We start from the raw sequence: 18,234 nt of genomic DNA, 5'->3' as shown, positions 1-18,234 counted from the left end.
TGGTGCGCGCGGCGCGGTCTCATTCCGTGACATCTCAGCTCAGCAGCGCAAGCGCATGCTCGACGGAGACGCCCGAGGTGGCATCCAGCCAGCGGATCCGCGGGTCGGGCCGGAACCAGCTCTCCTGGCGACGGGCAAAGCGGCGGGTCGCCCGGGCGGTCTCGGCGATGGCCTCCGGCTCGGAGAGATCCCCGTCCAGGACCGCGATCGCCTGGGCGTAGCCGATGGCACGACTCGCCGTGAACCCGTTGCGCAGGCCCAACGGAAGGAGCCCCTCGACCTCCGCGCGCAGACCGGTGCGCCACATCTGGTCGACCCGTGCGCCGATCCGCTCGGCGAGGACCGCCCGGTCGACGTCGAGCCCGATGACGGTGGTCGGCTCGATGTACTCGCGGGTGGGCATGGTCGCACTGAAGGGCCGCCCGGTCAGCTCGATGACCTCGAGGGCGCGGACGATCCGGCGGACGTTGGCCGGCTGGATCCGTGCGGCTGCGCTCGGGTCCGAGGCCAGCAGCAGCCGGTACATGCCGTCCGCCCCGACCTCGTCGGCCCGCTCCTCGAGCCGGCGGCGCACCGCCGGGTCGGTCGGCGGGATCTCGAGCCGGTCGAGGGCCGCCCGGACGTAGAGGCCGGAGCCGCCGACGAGGATGGGCACGCGCCCCCGGCCGCGGATGGCGGCGATGTCGGCACGGGCCGCCGTCTGGTAGGCGGCGACACTGGCCTCCTCCGTGACGTCGAGGACGTCGAGCTGGTGGTGCGGGATGCCTCGTCGCTCCGCGAGCGACAGCTTGGCGGTGCCGATGTCCATGCCCCGGTAGAGCTGCATGGCATCGGCGTTGACGACCTCTCCCCCCAGGCGTTGCGCCAGGTCGACGCCGAGGCCGCTCTTGCCGGTCGCCGTGGCACCGACGACCGCGATGATCGGAAGGTCGGCCGCAGCCGTCACATGCCCTCACTGTGCGCGTGCTGAGGGTGCTCGTGACCGGATCCACCGGCCGCGCTGTCGGCCTGGTCGACCTCGTCGTGGCCGAACGGGTCCGGGTCGACGCCGGGCAGCCAGGTGTGCCCGGGCCTTCCCCAGCCGTTGCGCTTGACTGCCTTGCGCGCCTTCTTGGCCTGACGGTCGTCGAGACGGTCGACGTAGAGCGTGCCGTTGAGGTGGTCGTACTCGTGCTGCATGCACCGGGCGAACCAGCCCGTCGCATCGAACTCGACACGGTTCTGGTCGAGGTCGAACCCGACGACGTGGGCCTTCTCGGCCCGCTTGAGCGGGAACGACTCCCCCGGCACGGACAGACAACCCTCGGTCTCCTCACGAGGATCGGGGCGCTCCTGGGGGATGCGGGACGTCGTGACCGTGGGGTTGATGATGTGTCCCTGAGCCGGCACGCCGTCCTCGTTGTCCATCTTCCAGATGAAGACCCGCAGACCCACGCCGATCTGCGGCGCCGCAAGGCCCACTCCGTTGGCCGCGTCGTTCGTCTCGTACATGTCCTCGACGAGCCGACGCAGCCCGTCGTCGAACTCGGTCACGAGCGCGGCGGAGCGGTGCAGGACCGGCTCACCGGTGATCACTATGGGTCGAACGGCCATGCGCAGCATCCAAGCACACCCATCGAGAGAGCAGTTCGCGACAAACTCCCCCATCGAGAGAGCAGTTCGCGACGACGCGGCACGTCGCGAACTGCTCCTTCGATCGGGGGCGAGCCCAGCGGCATACGGGCTCGTCTCTGGAAAGAGCGGCTAGCGGACGCCCGCGGGAGCCGCGCAGGCGGACTGGCTGGGAGCCTGGGCGGGGCGGCCGATGGTCGGGATGCCGAGGCTCACCTTCGGCTTGCCGCTGCTGCCGGGGTCGGCCTGCAGGGCCGCCCAGGCGTCACCGCCACGGGTCCGCCGGATGGTGTACGTGCCACCTCGGATGCCCGAGTCGGCGACGAGGTGGTGCGGAGCGCCATAGGTGACCGCGACGGTGACGACATCGCCCGGCCGGGGCACCTCGCCCCCCTCGGGAACCGCGAAGTGAACGAGTCGGTTGTCCCGCGCTCGCCCCGACATCCGCTGGGTCTCGGCGTCCTTGCGCCCCTCGGACGGGGCGACGAGGACCTCGACCTCGCGGCCCTCCAGCCGGCGGTTCTCGGCCCAGCTGACCTCCTCCTGGAGGGCGATGAGCCGGTCGAAACGCTCCTGGACGACCGCCTTGGGCACCTGGTCCGGCATCGTTGCGGCGGGCGTGCCGGCTCGGATGGAGTACTGGAAGGTGAACGCGCTCGAGAACCGGGCCTCGCGCACCACGTCGAGCGTCCCCTGGAAGTCCTCCTCCGTCTCCCCCGGGAAGCCGACGATGATGTCGGTCGTGATCGCCGCCTCCGGGATGTGCTCACGGACGGTGTCGAGGATGCCGAGGAACCGGGCGCTGCGGTAGGAGCGGCGCATCTCCTTCAGGACGCGGTCCGAGCCCGACTGCAGCGGCATGTGGAGGCTGGGCATGACGTTGGGCGTCTCCGCCATGGCCAGGATGACGTCGTCGGTGAACGCGGCCGGGTGCGGACTGGTGAAGCGGACCCGCTCGAGCCCCTCGATCTCGCCACAGGCCCGGAGCAGCTTGCCGAAGGCGAGCCGGTCGCCGAACTCCACCCCGTAGGTGTTGACGTTCTGGCCGAGGAGTGTGATCTCGACGACGCCTTGGGAGACGAGCGCCTCGACCTCCGCAAGGATCTCCCCCGGCCGCCGGTCCTGCTCCCGGCCGCGCAGGCTCGGGACGATGCAGAACGTGCACGTGTTGTTGCAGCCGACCGAGATGGACACCCACCCGCTGTAGGCGGAGTCGCGGCGCGTCGGCAGGGTGGACGGGAAGGTCTCGAGGCTCTCGAGAATCTCCACCTCGGCCCGCTTGTTGTGGGCCGCCCGGTCGAGCAGGGCCGGCAGGGACCCGATGTTGTGCGTGCCGAAGACGACGTCGACCCACGGGGCCCGGTCCACGATGGTGCCGCGGTCCTTCTGGGCCATGCAGCCGCCGACCGCGATCTGCATGTCGGGGTTGCGCACCTTGGCCTGGCGGAGCTGCCCGAGATTGCCGTAGAGCTTGTTGTCTGCGTTCTCACGGACGGCGCAGGTGTTGAACACAACGACGTCGGCGACCTCCGGCCGGTCGTGGGCGGGCACGCTGGCGAGGTCGACGTATCCCGCCGTCTCGAGCAGGCCGGCAAGGCGCTCGCTGTCGTGGACGTTCATCTGACAGCCGTGCGTCCGCACGTCGTACGTCTTGGCCATGGTCCTCTCCGTGGTCTGAGCCGCCGGCTCGCGTCTGTCGCCGGGACAGCACCCAAGAGTACGTCGTCCGGGGCGCATCGCCGCACGTCGCGGGGCCGTCGGCGCCTGTCCCCGCGCGGCCCCGTCACGGCGGGAAGAATCCCTCGTAACGCGGATACTTGACAATTCAAACGAAGTCCTGCATCCTAGTTATTGAAAGTTAAACCAACTACCTCAAAGGACTGATCATGGGACTGTTCAACCGCACCAAGGACGAGGCCGCACAGGTCGTCGCCACCCCCGCCGCCGACATCGCCGGTGACTACACCATCGACCCGAGCCACACCCGCATCGGCTTCTCCGCCCGGCACGCCATGGTGACCAAGGTCCGCGGCAACTTCGAGGACTTCGAGGGCTCGGCCCACGTCGACACCGTCACCCCCGCCAACTCCTCGGTCAAGGTCGTCATCAAGGCCGCCTCGGTCACGACGCACAACGAGCAGCGCGACGGCCACCTCAAGACCCCCGACTTCTTCGACGTCGAGAACTACCCGGAGATCACCTTCACCTCCACCAACGTCGAGCGCAACGGCTCCGAGTGGGTCATCACCGGTGACCTGAGCATCAACGCCGTCACCAAGCCCGTCAGCATCCCCTTCGAGGAGACCGGCACCGCGATCGACCCGTTCGGCAACAAGCGCGTCGGCTTCGAGGGCGAGACCACCATCGACCGCACCGACTGGGGCCTGACGTTCAACGCCGCCCTGGAGACCGGTGGCGTCCTCGTCAGCGAGAAGGTCAAGCTCGAGTTCGACATCTCGGCCATCGCCCTGGTCCCGTCCCAGGCCTGAGCGACCCGAATGCCCGAGAGGGGGTGGGGACCACCTGGTCCCCACCCCCTCTTTGCATCCGTCCGGGTGCGTCGGCGCGTCAGCCGTATGCCGCTGAGCTGAGTCGCGCAGCCGACGCTCAGTCCCGCTGGTGCTCGGGAGCGTCGTTGACGGCGTCACGGATCACCGGCCAGGCGACGTCCCCGGAGTAGCCCTTGCGGGCGAGCATCCCAGCGAGGCGTCGGGCCTGCACGTCAGGCGCCAAACCAGTCATGGTGCGCAGCTTCTTGGCGACGAGCTGCTCCGCCTTGGCGCGCTCGTCGTCCGCACCCACCTGGCCGAGCGCCTGGTCCGCGATCTCGGGGTCGATGCCCTGTCGGCGCAGCTCGTGTGCCAACCCCTTGCGCGCCAGGCCCTTGCCCTCCTGCCTGGAGCGGACCAGCAGCTCCGCATAGGCCTCGTCGTCGACGAGACCGACCTCGGTCAGGCGATCGAGCACTCGCGCGGCGACCTCGGGGTCACAGCCCCGCTGGCTGAGCTTGCGTTCGAGCTGGGCCCGGCTTCGCGGTGCCATCGACAGCTGGCGCAGCACGATGGCGCGGGCCACCGCCTCGGGGTCAGGCTCGTCACCGGTCCGTTGCGGATCCTCCGGTGGAGGCATCCACGAACGACGCCCCTCCGGGGATGGAACCCGGGCCCCGGGCTCGGATTCCGCTGCGCCGGGGCCCTGCCGTCCACTGGTCCGCGCCGCAGCCAGGCCCTCGGCTTGGGCGAGGAGAGCGGCGGCGCGGGCCAGCTTGTGATCGTGACTCTCGTCCGACATGACCAGTCAGGACTCAGAACTCGACGGGCACGTCCGCGACCTCAGCAGGCTGGTCGACCCGCGGACCGACGCCGAGCTTCTCCTTGACCTTCTTCTCGATCTCGTCGGCGAGGTCCGGGTTGTCGCGCAGGAAGTTGCGGGCGTTCTCCTTGCCCTGGCCGAGCTGGTCGCCGTCGTAGGTGTACCAGGCACCCGCCTTGCGGATGAACCCGTGCTCGACGCCCATGTCGATCAAGCCACCCTCGCGCGAGATGCCGTGGCCGTAGAGGATGTCGAACTCGGCCTGCTTGAAGGGCGGGGAGACCTTGTTCTTGACGACCTTGACGCGCGTGCGGTTGCCGACCGGGTCCGTGCCGTCCTTGAGGGTCTCGATGCGGCGGACGTCGAGACGGACCGATGCATAGAACTTGAGTGCCTTGCCACCGGTGGTCGTCTCGGGACTGTTGTGAACCATCACACCGTCGACGAAGTAGTTGTGCGTGCCCTCGACCTCGATGTCGAAGCGGTGCATGGACCCCGTCCTCGGCTTCACCCGAACGTCCAGCACCTGGGCCGGCAGGAGGACCTGCGTGGGCTCGACGAACTCCGGCTCCACAGCGAACTGGCCCCGGAAACGCGGAAGCAGCTTGTCCTCCATGGACGCGTGGACGTAGGGCGCGACGATCTCCTGGAAGCGCGTGGAGCCGGCGGTCGACATCTGCAGCACGGCCTGTTGGCGGGCACCCCCGAGCGACACCTGTGCCTCGACGCCGTGCACATCGCGAAGGAGCTCGACGAGCCGCTCGCGGCTGCCCTCGCTCAGCGCCTCGACGCAGATCTCGATGCGGTCGCCGCGGTCGCTGCCGCCGGCCGCCGGAGCCTGGGTGCCCGTGGACCTGTGGGCGAAGCTCCCGTCATCCATGTACCAGATGGCCAGGGCCAGCGGTGTGAGCTGCTTGATGACGTCATGGGTCAGGTGCTTCTTGCCATCGCCCCAGTAGATGACGTCGCGGATCTCGCCGAGCTCCGGGAGGGACGAGAGGTCGACATGGACTGAGCCGTCGGGGCGCTCGGTGCGGGTTTGGCCGATGTTGCCGAAGAGCGACGCCTTCCAGTCGAGGTAGGCCACCTGCGCCGTGCCGTGCCCCATCCGGTACCGAACGTCGTGCCGACCCCGACGACTGGGTGCCAGGTGTCCGTCGCCCATGAGTCCTCCGAGGACGACCTGCCACTGCTGCCCGCTGAGGCGCGCCGTCTCGTCGACCATGACCCGGTCGCCGGCGATGATGTCCCCGGCCTCCCGCCACCCGCCAGGGGTGCGAATGAGGTGGTTCTCCGTCGCGGCGAACTGGGAGGGCCCGTTGCCTCCGGACGTGTCGACGGTGAACTGGAGGAACCGCTCGGTCACGCCGTTGTCGAACCAGTTCGTCACGGGTCGGGCAACGATCTCGTTGGTCTGCGGGTCGTACGTGCGGACCTCGACTGGCAGCTTCTGGTTGACGATCCGCCCGATCTTCTCCGTCGAGCCGTCGGCCAGGGTGACCCGGGTGCCGTAGCTGAAGCACCCGAACATGACGCCGATCTTCTCGCGGAGCTGGTTGATGAAGATCGCTGTCGTGCCAGTGGTGTTCAGCGCTCCGGTCAGCTTCCGGAGGGCCTGGCTCATGAGGCGGGCCTGGAGCCCGACGTGGCTGTCGCCCATCTCGCCCTCGATCTCGGCGCGGGGCACGAGCGCGGCGACGGAGTCGATGACGATGATGTCGAGGGCGCCGGAGCGGATCAGCATGTCCGCGATCTCGAGCGCCTGCTCGCCCGTGTCTGGCTGCGACACGAGCAGGGCGTCGGTGTCGACGCCGAGCTTCTTCGCATAGTCCGGGTCGAGCGCGTGCTCGGCGTCGATGAAGGCGGCGATGCCGCCCGCCTTCTGTGCGTTGGCGACCGCGTGCAGCGCCACCGTCGTCTTTCCACTGCTCTCAGGTCCGTAGATCTCGACGACTCGACCGCGCGGCAGGCCGCCGATCCCGAGCGCGACGTCGAGCGCGATCGAACCGGTCGGGATGACCTCGATGGGTGGCCGGATGTCGTCGCCGAGGCGCATGACGGCTCCCTTGCCGAAGTTCTTCTCGATCTGTCCCATCACCGAGGAGAGGGCTTTGTCCTTGTCCTGCACCGAAGCCATGTCGGTCACCTATCTGCCGTCTCTGCTGCGGTCGTCTACCTTCGACCTGCAGCCACGGCTCGTGTCGATCGCGCTGTCAGGTCAGACGTTAGGCGCGGGCACCGACATCGGGATGTTCCACGAGACGACCTGTGGACGACGTCGAGCGTGGTGCTCCACCTGTGGACAGGCTACCGAACACGTGTTCGACGGTGGGATCGACACGCCGCTGGCCCACCGGATCCCTCAGCCGTCCTGCCTGAGGCTGTCCAACGCCGAGTGGAAGGCCGCATACGCATCGTCGCCGAAGAGCCAGAAGCGCGCCCGGCGGACCGCGGGCTGCGCCCTCATGGCCGCCGCCACCGACCGGATCGCGATCGGGGCTGCCTGCTCCAGCGGGTACCCGTAGATGCCGCACGAGATCGCCGGGAGCGCGACCACGGCGCAGCCCGCCTGGCCAGCCAGCTCGATGCTGCGCCGGTAGCACGAGGCGAGCAGGGCGGCCTCGCCGGCATCCCCGCCACGCCACACCGGCCCGACCGCATAGATGACGTGACGGACGGGCAGGCGCCCCGCACCCGTGATCTTCGCGTCCCCCGTGTCGCAGCCTCCGAGGATCCGGCATTCGGCGAGCAGCTCGGGTCCGGCGGCTCGGTGGATCGCGCCGTCCACCCCACCTCCGCCGAGGAGGGACCGGTTGGCCGCGTTGACGATGGCGTCCGCCTCCGCGTCGGTCGTGATGTCGCCGCGCACGAGCTCGATGCCGTATGCCGCTGGGTTCGTCACCGTCACGACCTCCCTCCCAGCTGGCCTCCCTGCGCTCCCCGCGCGACCCGGTTGTCGCGTCCGAGCCGACGCTCGGCGGGAACGTCCATGTCGCTGCACAGTGCTTCCCAGACCGCTCGTGGCGGCTCCCCCTGCTCCAGGGCCTCCTGCACGGTGCGACCGCCGAGGGCGCCGAGCACGTGGTCCCTCGCCAGGGTGGCGGCGTAGTCCTCGCCGAACTCGTCGTTCATCAAGGTCCAGAAATGGCTCATCCGCACTCCCTGAGTGTGCCATCCGGGACCGGGACCGGCGTCCGGCAGCAGTGGCCGGACCGTTATCGCGGATCTCTGGGGACGCGGGTCAGCCGAGCGGTATCGTCGGCCCCGCACCGCGGATCGCGGCTCGCTTCAACACAGGGGAACGATCATGACCCAGCCGACCGACGGCCACCCAGCTGACAGCGACGGACGCGGGACGGGCAGCGGCCCGGTCGAGTTCACCGATGTGCCCAGCCCGTCCGGCCGGTCCGAGGTGGAGCAGCCTGCCTCCCGCCCCCGCAGCCGGGCCCTGCTCGTGGGGGGCGTGGCCACCGTCCTGCTCCTCGGGGTCGGCGGCGCCCTCGCGGTCCAGCAGCTGAGCAGCGGCGGCCCCCAGCCGGCGGAGGTCCTGCCCGGTGACACCTTCGGCTACGTCCAGGTGGACATCGACCCGTCCGCCGGGCAGAAGCTCGCCGCAGTCCGCTTCCTGGCCAAGGTTCCCGAGATCAAGCAGCTCGAGTCAGGGGACGCGCGACAGAAGCTGTGGGAGCTTGCCGTCGCGCAGTCCGACGATGCCTGCGTCAAGGCCTTCGACTATGCGCGGGACATCGCTCCCTGGCTCGGCGACCGTGTCGGGTTCGGCTTCCGGCCCGGCGGGACGCCGGAACAGCCCAACGTCGTCATCGCGCTCCAGGCGTCGGACGTGGATCGGGCGCTCTCGACCCTCGACCGGCTGACCGCCTGCGGCGCCGGGGGCGACGACGTGGACCTTCGCACCAAGGACGGTTACGTCATTCTGGCCAGGCGCGGCCAGGGCGATGCGACACTGGCGGCCACCGACCAGGGGACCCTCGCGCAGAACGCCTCGTTCACCAGTGACATGGAGGCCCTCGGGGAGCAGGGGGTCGCCGCCACGTGGTGGGACCTCGGGGCCGCGATCAAGGAGTTCGCCGGGAACATTCCCGCGGCCGAGCTGCCGAGTCTGCCGCCCACCGTCCAGGGTCGGATGGCGGCCGCACTGCGCTTCGACCCCGGCTACGCCGAGATCGCCGGCATCGCCCGCGCTGTCGGGGGCTCCCAGTCACTCCAGCCGGTCGACGGCGCCGCCGACGCGCTGGTCGGCCTGCCGGATGACACCATCGCCGCCCTCCACGTCTCGGGTGGAGCCGCTCAGCTCGAGCAGGCCTGGCCCGAGCTCGAGAAGCAGCTCAACGACGCCGCCTCGGCCAGCGGCATGGACGACACGATCGGCGCCCTCGAGGACGAGCTCGGCCTCTCCCTGCCGGACGACCTCAAGGCGCTGTTCGGAACCTCGTTCACCGTGAGCGTTCCGGACCAGGACTTCGGGCAGACGACCCCGGCCATCGGCGCCACGGTGGTCACCGACCATGCCCAGCGCGCCGAGGAGGTCGTGACGACGATCGAGGAGGCGAGCGGTGCCGCCGGCTTCTTGACGAAGCAGGTCGACGGCAACCGCCTCTACCTGTCGACCACGCGCGACTACGCCGCTCGGCTCAAGGCCGGTGGGCGGCTGGGCGACTCGGCTGCCTTCACGGCGGCACTCGGAGAGGGCGCGGGCGCCGACTACGCCGTGTACGTCGACCTCGACCGGCTCGAGGCGCTGTACCTGGACGAGGTCGAGGGCGAGGCCCGGGCGGCTGTCGAGGCAATGCGGTCCGTCGGCATGTCCTCGACGGTGACCGGGGTCGGCGAGGCGGAGTTCTCCTTGCGCGTCGTCGCGAACTGAGGCGCCAGCACCCAGCCGGCGCCGGAGTCAGGCCGCCGTCGTCAGGCGGCCGTAGTCAGGCGGCGGACGCCGCGACGACGTCCGCAGGGACGGGCAGCGCAACGGTGGGAGCGAGACCCTCGGACTCCGCCATCCGGCTGGAGACGTCGATGAGGACCTGGGACAGGGGCAGGTCGAGGGCGCTGCAGATGGACGCGAGCAGCTCGGAGGATGCCTCCTTCTCGCCGCGCTCGACCTCGCTGAGGTAGCCGAGGGAGACGGACGCCGAGGCCGAGACCTCCCGGAGAGTGCGTCCCTGCGCGCGCCGACGCTCCCGGAGAACATCTCCGAGCTCACGTCGCAACAGGGCCATGCCGTCCTCCTTCGGTCGCCGTGTCCGGGCTCAAGCTCTGCGTTGCCTCTGGTCCTACCGTACCCCGTGCCTCTCTGGACGGTGCAGGGGTTTGCCGGTCATCACCTCGAGGGCCAGCCCCAGGGCGGCGTCGACGGCGGCTCGTCGGATCTCCGGACGTGTCCCCTTCAACCGCAGCGCCCGGGACTCTGTTCCCGTCGGGCCCGCCACGGCGACGTGGACGGTCCCCGCCGGCTTGCCCTCGGCTGGACCGGGGCCGGCGACACCCGTCGTGGCGATGCCCCAGGTCGCACCCAGTCGCTCCCGCGCCCCTTCTGCCATGGCCCGGGCGACGCGCGCGTCGACCGTCCCGGCCTCGGCCAGGAGCGTGTCGGGAACGCCGAGGAGCGCCGCCTTGAGATCGGCTGCGTAAGCCACGACGCCGCCCCGCAGGACGAGCGACGCACCAGGGGTGTCGGCGATGGTCGCGGCGACCAGTCCGGCGGTGAGCGACTCGGCACACGCCACGGTCTGTCCCAGCACCGTGAGGTGAGAGACGAGGAGCCCTGAGTCCGTCGGCGCGTCGGCCGCTGGGGGCTCTGCCGGGACGGTCATCGCGACCTCATGGCAGGCCGTCCGACCGGTTGGCTGACCGGGCAGCGCGCCGGAGGCGGGTGCGTTCGCTGGTCTCGCGCAGGTGCAGGGCCTGGAAGACGTAGTCGACCCCGGAGACGACGGTGACGACGAGGGCGGCGGCGAGGACTCCGTGGGCGAGCCAGGTCCACACCTCGGCGAGCGGGAACGCCCACAACGGCAGGGTGAGCGCACCCAACGTGAAGGTCTGGAGCATCGTCTTCAACTTGCCGCCCCGACCGGCCGGTAGGACCCCGTGCCGAATGACGATGAACCGCAGCAGGGTGATCCCGATCTCCCGGACGAGGATGACGATGGTGACCCACCACCAGATGAGTCCGAGCGCGGAGAGGCCGATGAAGGCGGTCCCGGTGAGCGCCTTGTCGGCGATCGGGTCGGCGACCTTCCCGAAGTTCGTGATCTGGCCGTTACGGCGCGCGAGGCGGCCGTCGATGCCGTCGGTCACGGCAGCGAGCACGAAGACCACCCAGGCCCAGAAGCGCCACCAGGGATGGGTGCCGCCGTCGTAGAAGAGCAGGACCGCGTAGACCGGCACGAGGAGGAAGCGCAGCACCGTCAGGGCGTTGGGCACGTTCCAGTCCGTCGGGCGCGGCGAAGGGCCCTCGCCGTGCGGCAGCAGCGGCTCGGTCATCGGGCCTCCGCGACGAGGTCGATGCCCTCGGTCGCCACGACGACGGCGCGCACGAGGTCGCCGACGCCGGCCTGCTGCCCTGGAGCCGGGAGGACGTAGGTCACACCGTCGACGTCGGGCCCCTGGAAGGGCGCACGCCCGACGAGTCGCCCGTCCTCCTCGTCGATCTCCTCGACGAGCACCTCGACGACCTCACCGACTCGCTCCTCCGCGCGCTGCGCGTTGAGCTCCTCGACGAGGCGGGTGAGTCGGTCGAGCCGGGCCGTGATGACCTCCGGCGCGAGCTTCTCCCCGAACGACTCGGCCTCGGTGCCGTCCTCGTCGGAGTAGCCGAACACTCCGACGACGTCGAGTCGGGCCTCGGTGAGGAAGGCCTCGAGCTCAGCCACGTCGGACTCGGTCTCCCCGGGAAAGCCGACGATGACGTTGCATCGGATCCCGGCCTCCGGGGCGCTCGCTCGGACCCTGGCGACGAGGTCGAGGAAGGCCGGTCGAGACCCGAAACGACGCATCCGCCGCAGCACCGGCTCGGCAGCGTGCTGGAACGAGATGTCGTAGTAGGGGACGACCCCAGGGGTCCGCGCCATCGCCTCGAGAAGGCCGGGCCGGATCTCGGCGGGCTGCAGGTAGCTGACCCGCACCCGCTCGATGCCCTCGATCTCGGTCAGCTCGGGCAGGAGCTTCTCGAGGAGGGCGAGGTCACCGAGGTCCTTGCCGTAGGAGGTGGAGTTCTCCGAGACGAGGAACAGCTCCTTGACCCCCTGGGTGGCGAGCCAGCGCGCCTCCGCGAGCACGTCGGCCGGTCGACGGGAGACGAAGGCACCGCGAAACATCGGGATGGCACAGAACGAGCAGCGACGGTCACAACCGGAGGCGATCTTGAGCGGCGCCCATGGGCGCCCGTCGAGACGCGCGCGCACCACCCGGGGACCGCTGGCTGGAGCAGGACCCAGCTGCGCGGCATACGGCTCCGGGGTGTGGCCGTGCCCCGGGAGGGCCACCCTCGTGGCCTCCTCCTGGCGTGCTGCGGGAGTGAGCGGCAGGAGGCGCCGCCGGTCCCCCGGCGTGTGGCTCGGCACGTGGCCGCCCGCCAGGATGGTCTGCAGGTGCGCCGACATGTCCTGGTACGAGTCGAAGCCGAGCACGGCGTCGGCCTCGGGCAGCTGCTCGGCGAGGTCCTTGCCGTATCGCTCCGCCAGGCAGCCCACCGCGACGACGGCCTGGGTGCGGCCGTCCTCCTTGAGGTCGGACGCCTCCAGGAGCGCGTCGATCGAGTCCTTCTTCGCCTGCTCCACGAAGCCGCAGGTGTTGACGACGGCCACGTCCGCCTCGGCGGCGTCGTCGACGAGGGTCCACCCCTCCGCCTGGAGCCGACCGGCGAGCTCCTCCGAGTCGACCTCGTTGCGGGTGCACCCCAGGGTGACGAGGGCGACGCTGCGAGTCGCGGCCGGAGGGGGTGGGGTCATGCGACCCACTCTAGAGGGGGCGGTGTTCAATGACTGAATGCCCGAGTCCCTCTCCCATGCGCGCGCCCTGCTCGCCGAGCACCCTCTCGTGGACGGCCACAACGACCTGCCGTGGGAGGCGCGGGTCCAGGTCGGCTACGACTTCGACCGCCTCGACCTGCGCGCTCGGGTGGCATCGACCGTGACCGACCTCCCCCGTCTCCGGGCAGGTGGGGTGGGCGCCCAGTTCTGGTCGGTCTTCGTGCCGAGCACGCTCCAGGGCGACGCGGCGGTGACCGCGACTCTCGAGCAGGTGGACGGGGTCCACCGGATGATCAGGACGTATGCCGCTGAGCTGGCTCTCGCGCGGACCGCAGAGGACATCGACGTGGCCGGGTCGAACGGCCGCATCGCCTCCCTTCTGGGCGCGGAGGGCGGCCACTCGATCGGGTGCTCCCTGGCCACCCTGCGGGCCCTCTTCGCGCTCGGCGTCCGCTACCTGACGCTGACCCACAACGACAAAGTCCCGTGGGCCGACTCGGCCACCGACGTGCCGGCCGTCGGCGGCCTGACGGAGTTCGGCCGGGAGGTCGTCCGGGAGATGAACCGGCTGGGCATGATGGTCGACCTCAGCCACGTGGCACCCTCGACGATGCGCGCGGCCCTCGAGGTGAGCGAGGCACCGGTGATCTTCAGCCACTCCTCGGCCCGGGCGGTCTGCGACACCCCGCGCAACGTGCCTGACGACGTGCTGGAGCGGCTGCGGGACGGCGGCGGCGTCTGCATGGTGACCTTCGTGCCGGACTTCGTCTCCCCGGCCGTCGCCGAGTGGCGGACCGAGGCGGCGGCAGCCGCGGCGGAGCTGGGGGTCGACCCCAAGGACTGGGTGGCGTTCAAGGCCTTTGCCGCCACCTATGCCGAGCGGCACCCCAGACCGGCCGCCACGATCGGCGACGTCGTGGCGCACCTCGAGCACGTCCGCGAGGTCGCCGGGATCGACCACGTCGGCATCGGCGGGGACTACGACGGGACGGACACCTATCCGACCGGGCTCGAGGACGTCAGCGCCTACCCCCGCCTCGTCTCGGCGCTCGTCGACCGGACGTGGTCGGACTCCGACCTGGCCCGGCTGCTGCGGGGCAACACGCTGCGCGTCATGCGGGACGTCGAGGCCGTCGCCCGCGACCTGCAGACCACCCGCGCGCCGAGCCTGCGGACCATCGCCGAGCTCGACGGCTCGCCATCGGCCTGAGCCCGGCCTCAGCTCTGCCGGAACCGGGCGATGGTCAGCCCGACGAGGCGAGCCACCACGAGGGCGACGTAGAGCATCCCGGAGATCTGCTGGAGCAGGACGAACGATCTCGTGTGCGGCGTGACCGCGACGATGTCGGACAGCCCGGTAGAGGTCATCGTGGTGATCGACAGGTAGAGCAATTCGAACCAGGTGCGAGTGCCCGGCACCACCTCACCGTAGATCGTGAACGAGTGCGGCCAGATGAACTGGATCGCGAGGTAGAGGTACGCGTAGGCCCAGGCGAGCACGGTGAACGTCGCCCCGGTCGCGAGCAGCTCGTCGCGGGTGACCCAGTTGTCGGCGAACATGTACCGCAGCAGCGCATAGCCCGTGTAGAAGTAGAACGCGGCGTGGAGCAGCGCGGACCAGAAGACCAGGACGTCGTTCTCCGGCCAGATCGACTCACCGATGGTCATGAGAACGACCGGCCCGCCGAGGAGGACGGACACCCACGTCAGCGCCGGGGTCGCACGCACCGCACGCACCGCGAGGAACAGCACGAGCAGGCCGACGAGACCGAAGGCCGCGTGACCGACCTGCTGGAACTCGCCGAGCTCCAGCGTCTGGAGGAACGGGTAGGACACGAGGGCGAGCAGCTGCACCACCAGCAGGACCCCGGACGGCGTCTCGACGATGATGCGCCGCCACCGGTCCAGGCGCCTCGGGGGTCCGGCCCGCCGCGGGGACGACGGCCACAGCTCCAGCGATGCAGTCACGCTCGGGACTCTACCTGCGCGGCCCAGTGCGCCGTCTGCCGTCGATCACCAGCGCTCCTCGCGCCGGTCCGTCAGCTGCCAGGCGTCCTCTGACTCCTCGTCCTCGTCGGCCTCGGTGACCACGGGAGTCAGGTCGCCGGGCTGCCACGCCGCGACCGGCACGGCCGCCGTCGCGTCGACGTCCTCGCCGTGGGCGCGGCGCTCGCCCCGCTGGGCGACGATGGCCGCCGTCCGCACCGGCGCACTCTCGGGCGCCCCGTCACCGTATGCCGCTGGGCTCGCTCCCTCGTCGACCGGACCTTCGAGGATGGTCGGGTCCGCGCTGAACGGCGCGGGCTCGGCCGGGGCCCCGGCGCTCTCGACCGGCTCGACCAGTCCCGAGGCGTCGATGGGATCGCCCGGGTCGTTCGGGTGGGGCACGTCCTCCCCGCGCAGCAGGGCCAGCGTCTGCTCGAGGTCCTCGGGCCGGACCAGCACGTCCCGGGCCTTGGAGCCCTCGCTCGGGCCGACGACGCCGCGCGACTCCAGCAGGTCCATCAGGCGGCCCGCCTTGGCGAAGCCGACCCGCAGCTTGCGCTGGAGCATCGAGGTCGAGCCGAACTGCGTCGTGACGACGAGCTCGGTGGCCTGCAGCAGCACGTCGAGGTCGTCGCCGATGTCGTCGTCGACCTGCTTCTTGGGCTGGGCGACGGTGATGTTCTCGACGTAGTTGGGCTTGAGCTGGGTCGTCACGAACTTGACGACCTCGTGGATCTCCGACTCGTTGACCCAGGCGCCCTGCACGCGCATCGGCTTGCTCGCGCCCATGGGCAGGAAGAGCGCGTCGCCCTGGCCGATGAGCTTCTCTGCGCCCGGCTGGTCGAGGACGACACGCGAGTCGGCCAGCGAGCTCGTCGCGAAGGCCATGCGCGAGGGCACGTTCGCCTTGATGAGACCGGTCACGACATCGACGGAGGGTCGCTGTGTCGCGAGGACGAGGTGGATTCCGGCGGCACGGGCGAGCTGGGTGATCCGGACGACGGACTCCTCGACGTCGCGGGGGGCCACCATCATCAGGTCCGCGAGCTCGTCGACGACGACGAGGAGGTAGGGGTAGGTCGTCAGCTGGCGCTCGGACCCGGGGAGTGGCTTGACCTTCCCCGCCCGCACTGCCTTGTTGAAGTCGTCGACGTGCTTGAAGCCGAAGGCCGCCAGGTCGTCGTAGCGCTGGTCCATCTCGCGCACGACCCACTGGAGCGCCTCCGCGGCCTTCTTCGGGCTGGTGATGATCGGCGTGATGAGGTGCGGGATGCCTTCGTACGCGGTGAGCTCGACGCGCTTCGGGTCGACGAGGACGAGGCGGACCTCCTCCGGCGTCGCCCGCATGAGGATCGAGGTGATCATCGAGTTGACGAAGCTCGACTTGCCGGAGCCGGTCGCGCCGGCGACGAGCAGGTGGGGCATCTTGGCGAGGTTGGCGATGACGTAGGCGCCCTCGACGTCCTTGCCGACGCCCATGACCATGGGGTGCTCGTTGCTCCGGGCCGTCTGGCTCCGCAGCACGTCGCCGAGGGCGACGTTCTCCCGGTCGGCGTTGGGGATCTCGATGCCGATGGCGCTCTTGCCGGGGATGGGGCTGAGGATGCGGACGTCGGCCGACGCGACGGCGTAGGCGATGTTCTTGGAGAGGGCGGTGACGCGCTCCACCTTGGTGCCCGATCCGAGCTCGACCTCGTAGCGGGTCACGGTGGGCCCGCGGGTGAAGCCGGTCACCGCTGCGTCGATGTCGAACTGGTCGAAGACGTGGGTCAGCGACTCGACGACCTTGTCGTTGGTGTGGCTGCGGGTCTTGTGCGGGGCCCCGTGAGCCAGGATCGCGTGGTCCGGGAGGCGGTAGGTGACGTTGCCCTCGAGCGAGAGCTGCTCGACCCGGGACGGGATGGGCGAGGTGGGAGGCGGCACCAGCTCCGGCTTGGGCCCGACGCGGGCCGTGTCGGGGGCGCCGTGGGTCCGTGGGTCGGTGGCGTCGATGGCCTGGGTGCTCGCGGACGTGCCGGCCGGACGTGGGGCCAGGACACCGGGCGGCGTCGGCCGCTTCTCCCCGGGGCGCAGGCGCGTGGTCGGCTCGTCCTCCGCCTCCCGGACCGCGGCCTGCCGGAAGGCCTCGTCGCCGTCCCGCTCGCTGAGGTCGACGGCCTTGCGGCGGCTCCTCCTTGCGGGCCCTCCCTCGGCGTCCTCGGCAGGCTCGCCGCCGTCCGCCTCGTGCGGTCGGTGCAGGACGAGGTCGCGCAGCTGGCGGAGACGGTGCGGGATGTGGTTGACCGGCGTTGCGGTGATCACCAGGAGGCCGAAGGTGCCGAGCAGGATGAGGATGGCGATCGCGCCGTACCTGGACACGGCCGCGTCCAGCGGGCTGGAGGCGAGGAACCCGATGATGCCGCCGGCGGCGCGCATTCCTTCAGCGCCGTCAGGGGGGTTGGGGATGCCGTCACTGACGTGGGCCAGCCCGCACGCGGCGAAGGTCAGCGTGACGGTGCCGACGATGATGCGGTTGGTCGCTGCCTCGTCCTCAGGTGCTCGAAGGACTCGCAGACCAAGCAGGAGCAGGACGAGCGGAACGGCGTAGGCGATGCGGCCGAAGGTCCCCGCGACGACGGCGTGGACGCCGTCGCCGAAGACCCCGTCGACCCCCCACCACTCGCGCGCGGCGACGATGATGGCGAGCGCGATGAGGGTGAAGCCGACACCGTCCCGGCGGTGCTCGGGCTCGAGGTCGCGGGCGCTGGCGCCGACTCGTCGGACGGCTCCCCCGGCGACGTGCGACACCCCCATCCAGGTGTTGCGCACGGCTCGGATCGGCAGTGGCAGGCCGCCGCCCCTGGCCCTGCCCCGGGTCGCGGGACGTTTGGTCCCGCGGGCGCCACCGCGGCTCGCGGCCGGGCGTGCGGCGGCCTTGCCGCGGGTCGCGGCACCACTGCTCGTCCCCGACGCCGCCCTCGTCGTGGCCGACGAACCGGAGGACGAAGCAGGGCGCGCGCTGCTGGACCGACGTGTCGCCATGGTCGCACGGTACGACACCTGACCCCCTGAACTCACGCGTCACACGCGCAACACCCTCCTTTTGCTCCGATCCGACCCGCCGAGCGGCCTGGGACGAGGAGCGAGCCCAGCGGCATACGTCTCAGATGACGACACGGGCCCCGTGCCCGGTGGACAGCGGCGGGGGCGGCTCCCTATCTTCGTGTCAGGTCATGAGCGCCAGCGTCAAGCCCCGGCTCGCTGGCCAGCAACCCTCCTCCGCGGCGGGGTGCTCCGGGTGACGACCAGGCCGTCCTCGCCACGTTCGTGGTGTCGAGGCGCGGCAAGCGCGGACCTG

At 70.6% G+C, this 18,234-nt stretch carries 15 protein-coding genes, 3 pseudogenes and 1 riboswitch; of the genes and pseudogenes, 3 read left to right on the top strand and 15 right to left on the bottom strand.

Going from position 1 to position 18,234, the window contains the following annotated elements; translation table 11 throughout:
- Positions 1-34: 34 nt before the first annotated feature.
- From miaA to miaB, 3 genes are all read right to left on the bottom strand, one after another.
- Positions 35-946: a tRNA (adenosine(37)-N6)-dimethylallyltransferase MiaA gene (miaA, locus tag ABWV20_RS11970; RefSeq protein WP_353355386.1), complete on the bottom strand. Its 912-nt coding sequence runs from the start codon at positions 944-946 to the stop codon at positions 35-37.
- Complete coding sequence (def, locus tag ABWV20_RS11965; protein WP_353355385.1) at positions 943-1,593, bottom strand: peptide deformylase; 651 nt, start codon at positions 1,591-1,593, stop codon at positions 943-945. The genes miaA and def overlap by 4 nt, the downstream gene beginning before the upstream one ends.
- 150 nt (positions 1,594-1,743) lie before the next feature.
- The gene (gene miaB, locus ABWV20_RS11960; protein ID WP_353355384.1) at positions 1,744-3,270 is read right to left on the bottom strand and encodes a tRNA (N6-isopentenyl adenosine(37)-C2)-methylthiotransferase MiaB; all 1,527 of its coding nucleotides are present in this window, start codon (positions 3,268-3,270) and stop codon (positions 1,744-1,746) included.
- A 227-nt stretch (positions 3,271-3,497) separates the two neighbouring features.
- Between miaB and ABWV20_RS11955 the strand changes: the two genes are divergently transcribed.
- Positions 3,498-4,100, top strand: coding sequence for a YceI family protein (locus ABWV20_RS11955; protein ID WP_353355383.1), 603 nt, complete (start codon positions 3,498-3,500; stop codon positions 4,098-4,100).
- 118 nt (positions 4,101-4,218) lie between these two features.
- Here the strand turns inward: ABWV20_RS11955 and ABWV20_RS11950 are convergent, their stop codons facing one another.
- The 6 genes and pseudogenes from ABWV20_RS11950 to ABWV20_RS11925 all read right to left on the bottom strand — a co-directional run bounded on the left by ABWV20_RS11950 (position 4,219) and on the right by ABWV20_RS11925 (position 8,082).
- A complete protein-coding gene (locus ABWV20_RS11950) occupies positions 4,219-4,740 on the bottom strand; it encodes a regulatory protein RecX (RefSeq protein WP_353355382.1) in 522 nt (173 codons plus the stop codon).
- 175 nt (positions 4,741-4,915) lie between these two features.
- Positions 4,916-5,473, bottom strand: a pseudogene (locus tag ABWV20_RS11945) (intein-containing recombinase RecA); the annotation flags it as partial.
- 111 nt (positions 5,474-5,584) lie between these two features.
- Positions 5,585-6,454, bottom strand: a pseudogene (locus tag ABWV20_RS11940) (LAGLIDADG endonuclease); the annotation flags it as partial.
- Positions 6,446-7,060, bottom strand: a pseudogene (recA, locus tag ABWV20_RS11935) (recombinase RecA); the annotation flags it as partial. The pseudogenes recA and ABWV20_RS11940, both read right to left, overlap by 9 nt.
- 225 nt (positions 7,061-7,285) lie before the next feature.
- Entirely contained in the window at positions 7,286-7,831 is a 546-nt protein-coding gene (locus tag ABWV20_RS11930) for an O-acetyl-ADP-ribose deacetylase (RefSeq protein WP_353355381.1), read from the bottom strand.
- Positions 7,828-8,082: a DUF3046 domain-containing protein gene (locus tag ABWV20_RS11925; RefSeq protein WP_502901783.1), complete on the bottom strand. Its 255-nt coding sequence runs from the start codon at positions 8,080-8,082 to the stop codon at positions 7,828-7,830. The genes ABWV20_RS11930 and ABWV20_RS11925 overlap by 4 nt, the downstream gene beginning before the upstream one ends.
- Positions 8,083-8,230: 148 nt before the next feature.
- Between ABWV20_RS11925 and ABWV20_RS11920 the strand changes: the two genes are divergently transcribed.
- The gene (locus ABWV20_RS11920; RefSeq protein WP_353355379.1) at positions 8,231-9,808 is read left to right on the top strand and encodes a DUF3352 domain-containing protein; all 1,578 of its coding nucleotides are present in this window, start codon (positions 8,231-8,233) and stop codon (positions 9,806-9,808) included.
- Between the two features lie 55 nt (positions 9,809-9,863).
- Here the strand turns inward: ABWV20_RS11920 and ABWV20_RS11915 are convergent, their stop codons facing one another.
- The 4 genes from ABWV20_RS11915 to rimO are packed head-to-tail and all read right to left on the bottom strand — an operon-like array spanning position 9,864 to position 12,890.
- Positions 9,864-10,160 carry a helix-turn-helix domain-containing protein gene (locus ABWV20_RS11915; RefSeq protein ID WP_353355378.1) on the bottom strand — a complete coding sequence of 99 codons (297 nt, stop codon included), beginning with the start codon at positions 10,158-10,160 and terminating at the stop codon, positions 9,864-9,866.
- A gap of 54 nt (positions 10,161-10,214) precedes the next feature.
- Positions 10,215-10,754 (bottom strand): CinA family protein, encoded by a 540-nt coding sequence (locus tag ABWV20_RS11910; RefSeq protein WP_353355377.1) that lies wholly within the window; start codon positions 10,752-10,754, stop codon positions 10,215-10,217.
- A 7-nt stretch (positions 10,755-10,761) separates the two neighbouring features.
- Entirely contained in the window at positions 10,762-11,424 is a 663-nt protein-coding gene (gene pgsA, locus ABWV20_RS11905) for a CDP-diacylglycerol--glycerol-3-phosphate 3-phosphatidyltransferase (protein ID WP_353355376.1), read from the bottom strand.
- The gene (gene rimO, locus ABWV20_RS11900) at positions 11,421-12,890 is read right to left on the bottom strand and encodes a 30S ribosomal protein S12 methylthiotransferase RimO (RefSeq protein ID WP_353355375.1); all 1,470 of its coding nucleotides are present in this window, start codon (positions 12,888-12,890) and stop codon (positions 11,421-11,423) included. Before rimO ends, pgsA begins: the two co-directional genes overlap by 4 nt.
- Positions 12,891-12,927: 37 nt before the next feature.
- On the opposite strand from rimO, the gene ABWV20_RS11895 reads away from it, so the two are divergent.
- Positions 12,928-14,121, top strand: a complete 1,194-nt coding sequence (locus ABWV20_RS11895) for a dipeptidase (RefSeq protein ID WP_353355374.1) — start codon at positions 12,928-12,930, stop codon at positions 14,119-14,121.
- A gap of 8 nt (positions 14,122-14,129) precedes the next feature.
- Here ABWV20_RS11895 and ABWV20_RS11890 read toward each other — a convergent pair whose 3' ends face one another.
- Positions 14,130-14,879, bottom strand: a complete 750-nt coding sequence (locus tag ABWV20_RS11890; RefSeq protein WP_353355373.1) for an ion channel — start codon at positions 14,877-14,879, stop codon at positions 14,130-14,132.
- A gap of 45 nt (positions 14,880-14,924) precedes the next feature.
- On the bottom strand, positions 14,925-17,918 hold the full coding sequence (locus ABWV20_RS11885) for a DNA translocase FtsK (RefSeq protein ID WP_502901782.1): 2,994 nt from the start codon (positions 17,916-17,918) through the stop codon (positions 14,925-14,927).
- Positions 17,919-18,105: 187 nt separating this feature from the next.
- Positions 18,106-18,232: riboswitch (SAM riboswitch) on the top strand.
- Positions 18,233-18,234: the final 2 nt, after the last annotated feature.

Origin of the sequence: Intrasporangium sp. DVR, assembly GCF_040365325.1 — a bacterium.
Lineage (GTDB): Bacteria > Actinomycetota > Actinomycetes > Actinomycetales > Dermatophilaceae > Intrasporangium.
The sequence above is the reverse complement of the archived record's forward strand: the minus strand, read 5'-3'. Positions and strand labels throughout refer to the sequence as shown.

What these genes read in the sequence shown, in the direction of transcription:
- def (WP_353355385.1), bottom strand. Translation starts at nt 1,593, where the DNA reads ATGGCCGTTCGACCCATAGTGATCACCGGTGAGCCGGTCCTGCACCGC.
- miaB (WP_353355384.1), bottom strand. Translation starts at nt 3,270, where the DNA reads ATGGCCAAGACGTACGACGTGCGGACGCACGGCTGTCAGATGAACGTC.
- ABWV20_RS11955 (WP_353355383.1), top strand. Translation starts at nt 3,498, where the DNA reads ATGGGACTGTTCAACCGCACCAAGGACGAGGCCGCACAGGTCGTCGCC.
- ABWV20_RS11950 (WP_353355382.1), bottom strand. Translation starts at nt 4,740, where the DNA reads ATGCCTCCACCGGAGGATCCGCAACGGACCGGTGACGAGCCTGACCCC.
- ABWV20_RS11920 (WP_353355379.1), top strand. Translation starts at nt 8,231, where the DNA reads ATGACCCAGCCGACCGACGGCCACCCAGCTGACAGCGACGGACGCGGG.
- ABWV20_RS11915 (WP_353355378.1), bottom strand. Translation starts at nt 10,160, where the DNA reads ATGGCCCTGTTGCGACGTGAGCTCGGAGATGTTCTCCGGGAGCGTCGG.
- ABWV20_RS11910 (WP_353355377.1), bottom strand. Translation starts at nt 10,754, where the DNA reads ATGACCGTCCCGGCAGAGCCCCCAGCGGCCGACGCGCCGACGGACTCA.
- pgsA (WP_353355376.1), bottom strand. Translation starts at nt 11,424, where the DNA reads ATGACCGAGCCGCTGCTGCCGCACGGCGAGGGCCCTTCGCCGCGCCCG.
- rimO (WP_353355375.1), bottom strand. Translation starts at nt 12,890, where the DNA reads ATGACCCCACCCCCTCCGGCCGCGACTCGCAGCGTCGCCCTCGTCACC.
- ABWV20_RS11895 (WP_353355374.1), top strand. Translation starts at nt 12,928, where the DNA reads ATGCCCGAGTCCCTCTCCCATGCGCGCGCCCTGCTCGCCGAGCACCCT.
- ABWV20_RS11885 (WP_502901782.1), bottom strand. Translation starts at nt 17,918, where the DNA reads ATGGCGACACGTCGGTCCAGCAGCGCGCGCCCTGCTTCGTCCTCCGGT.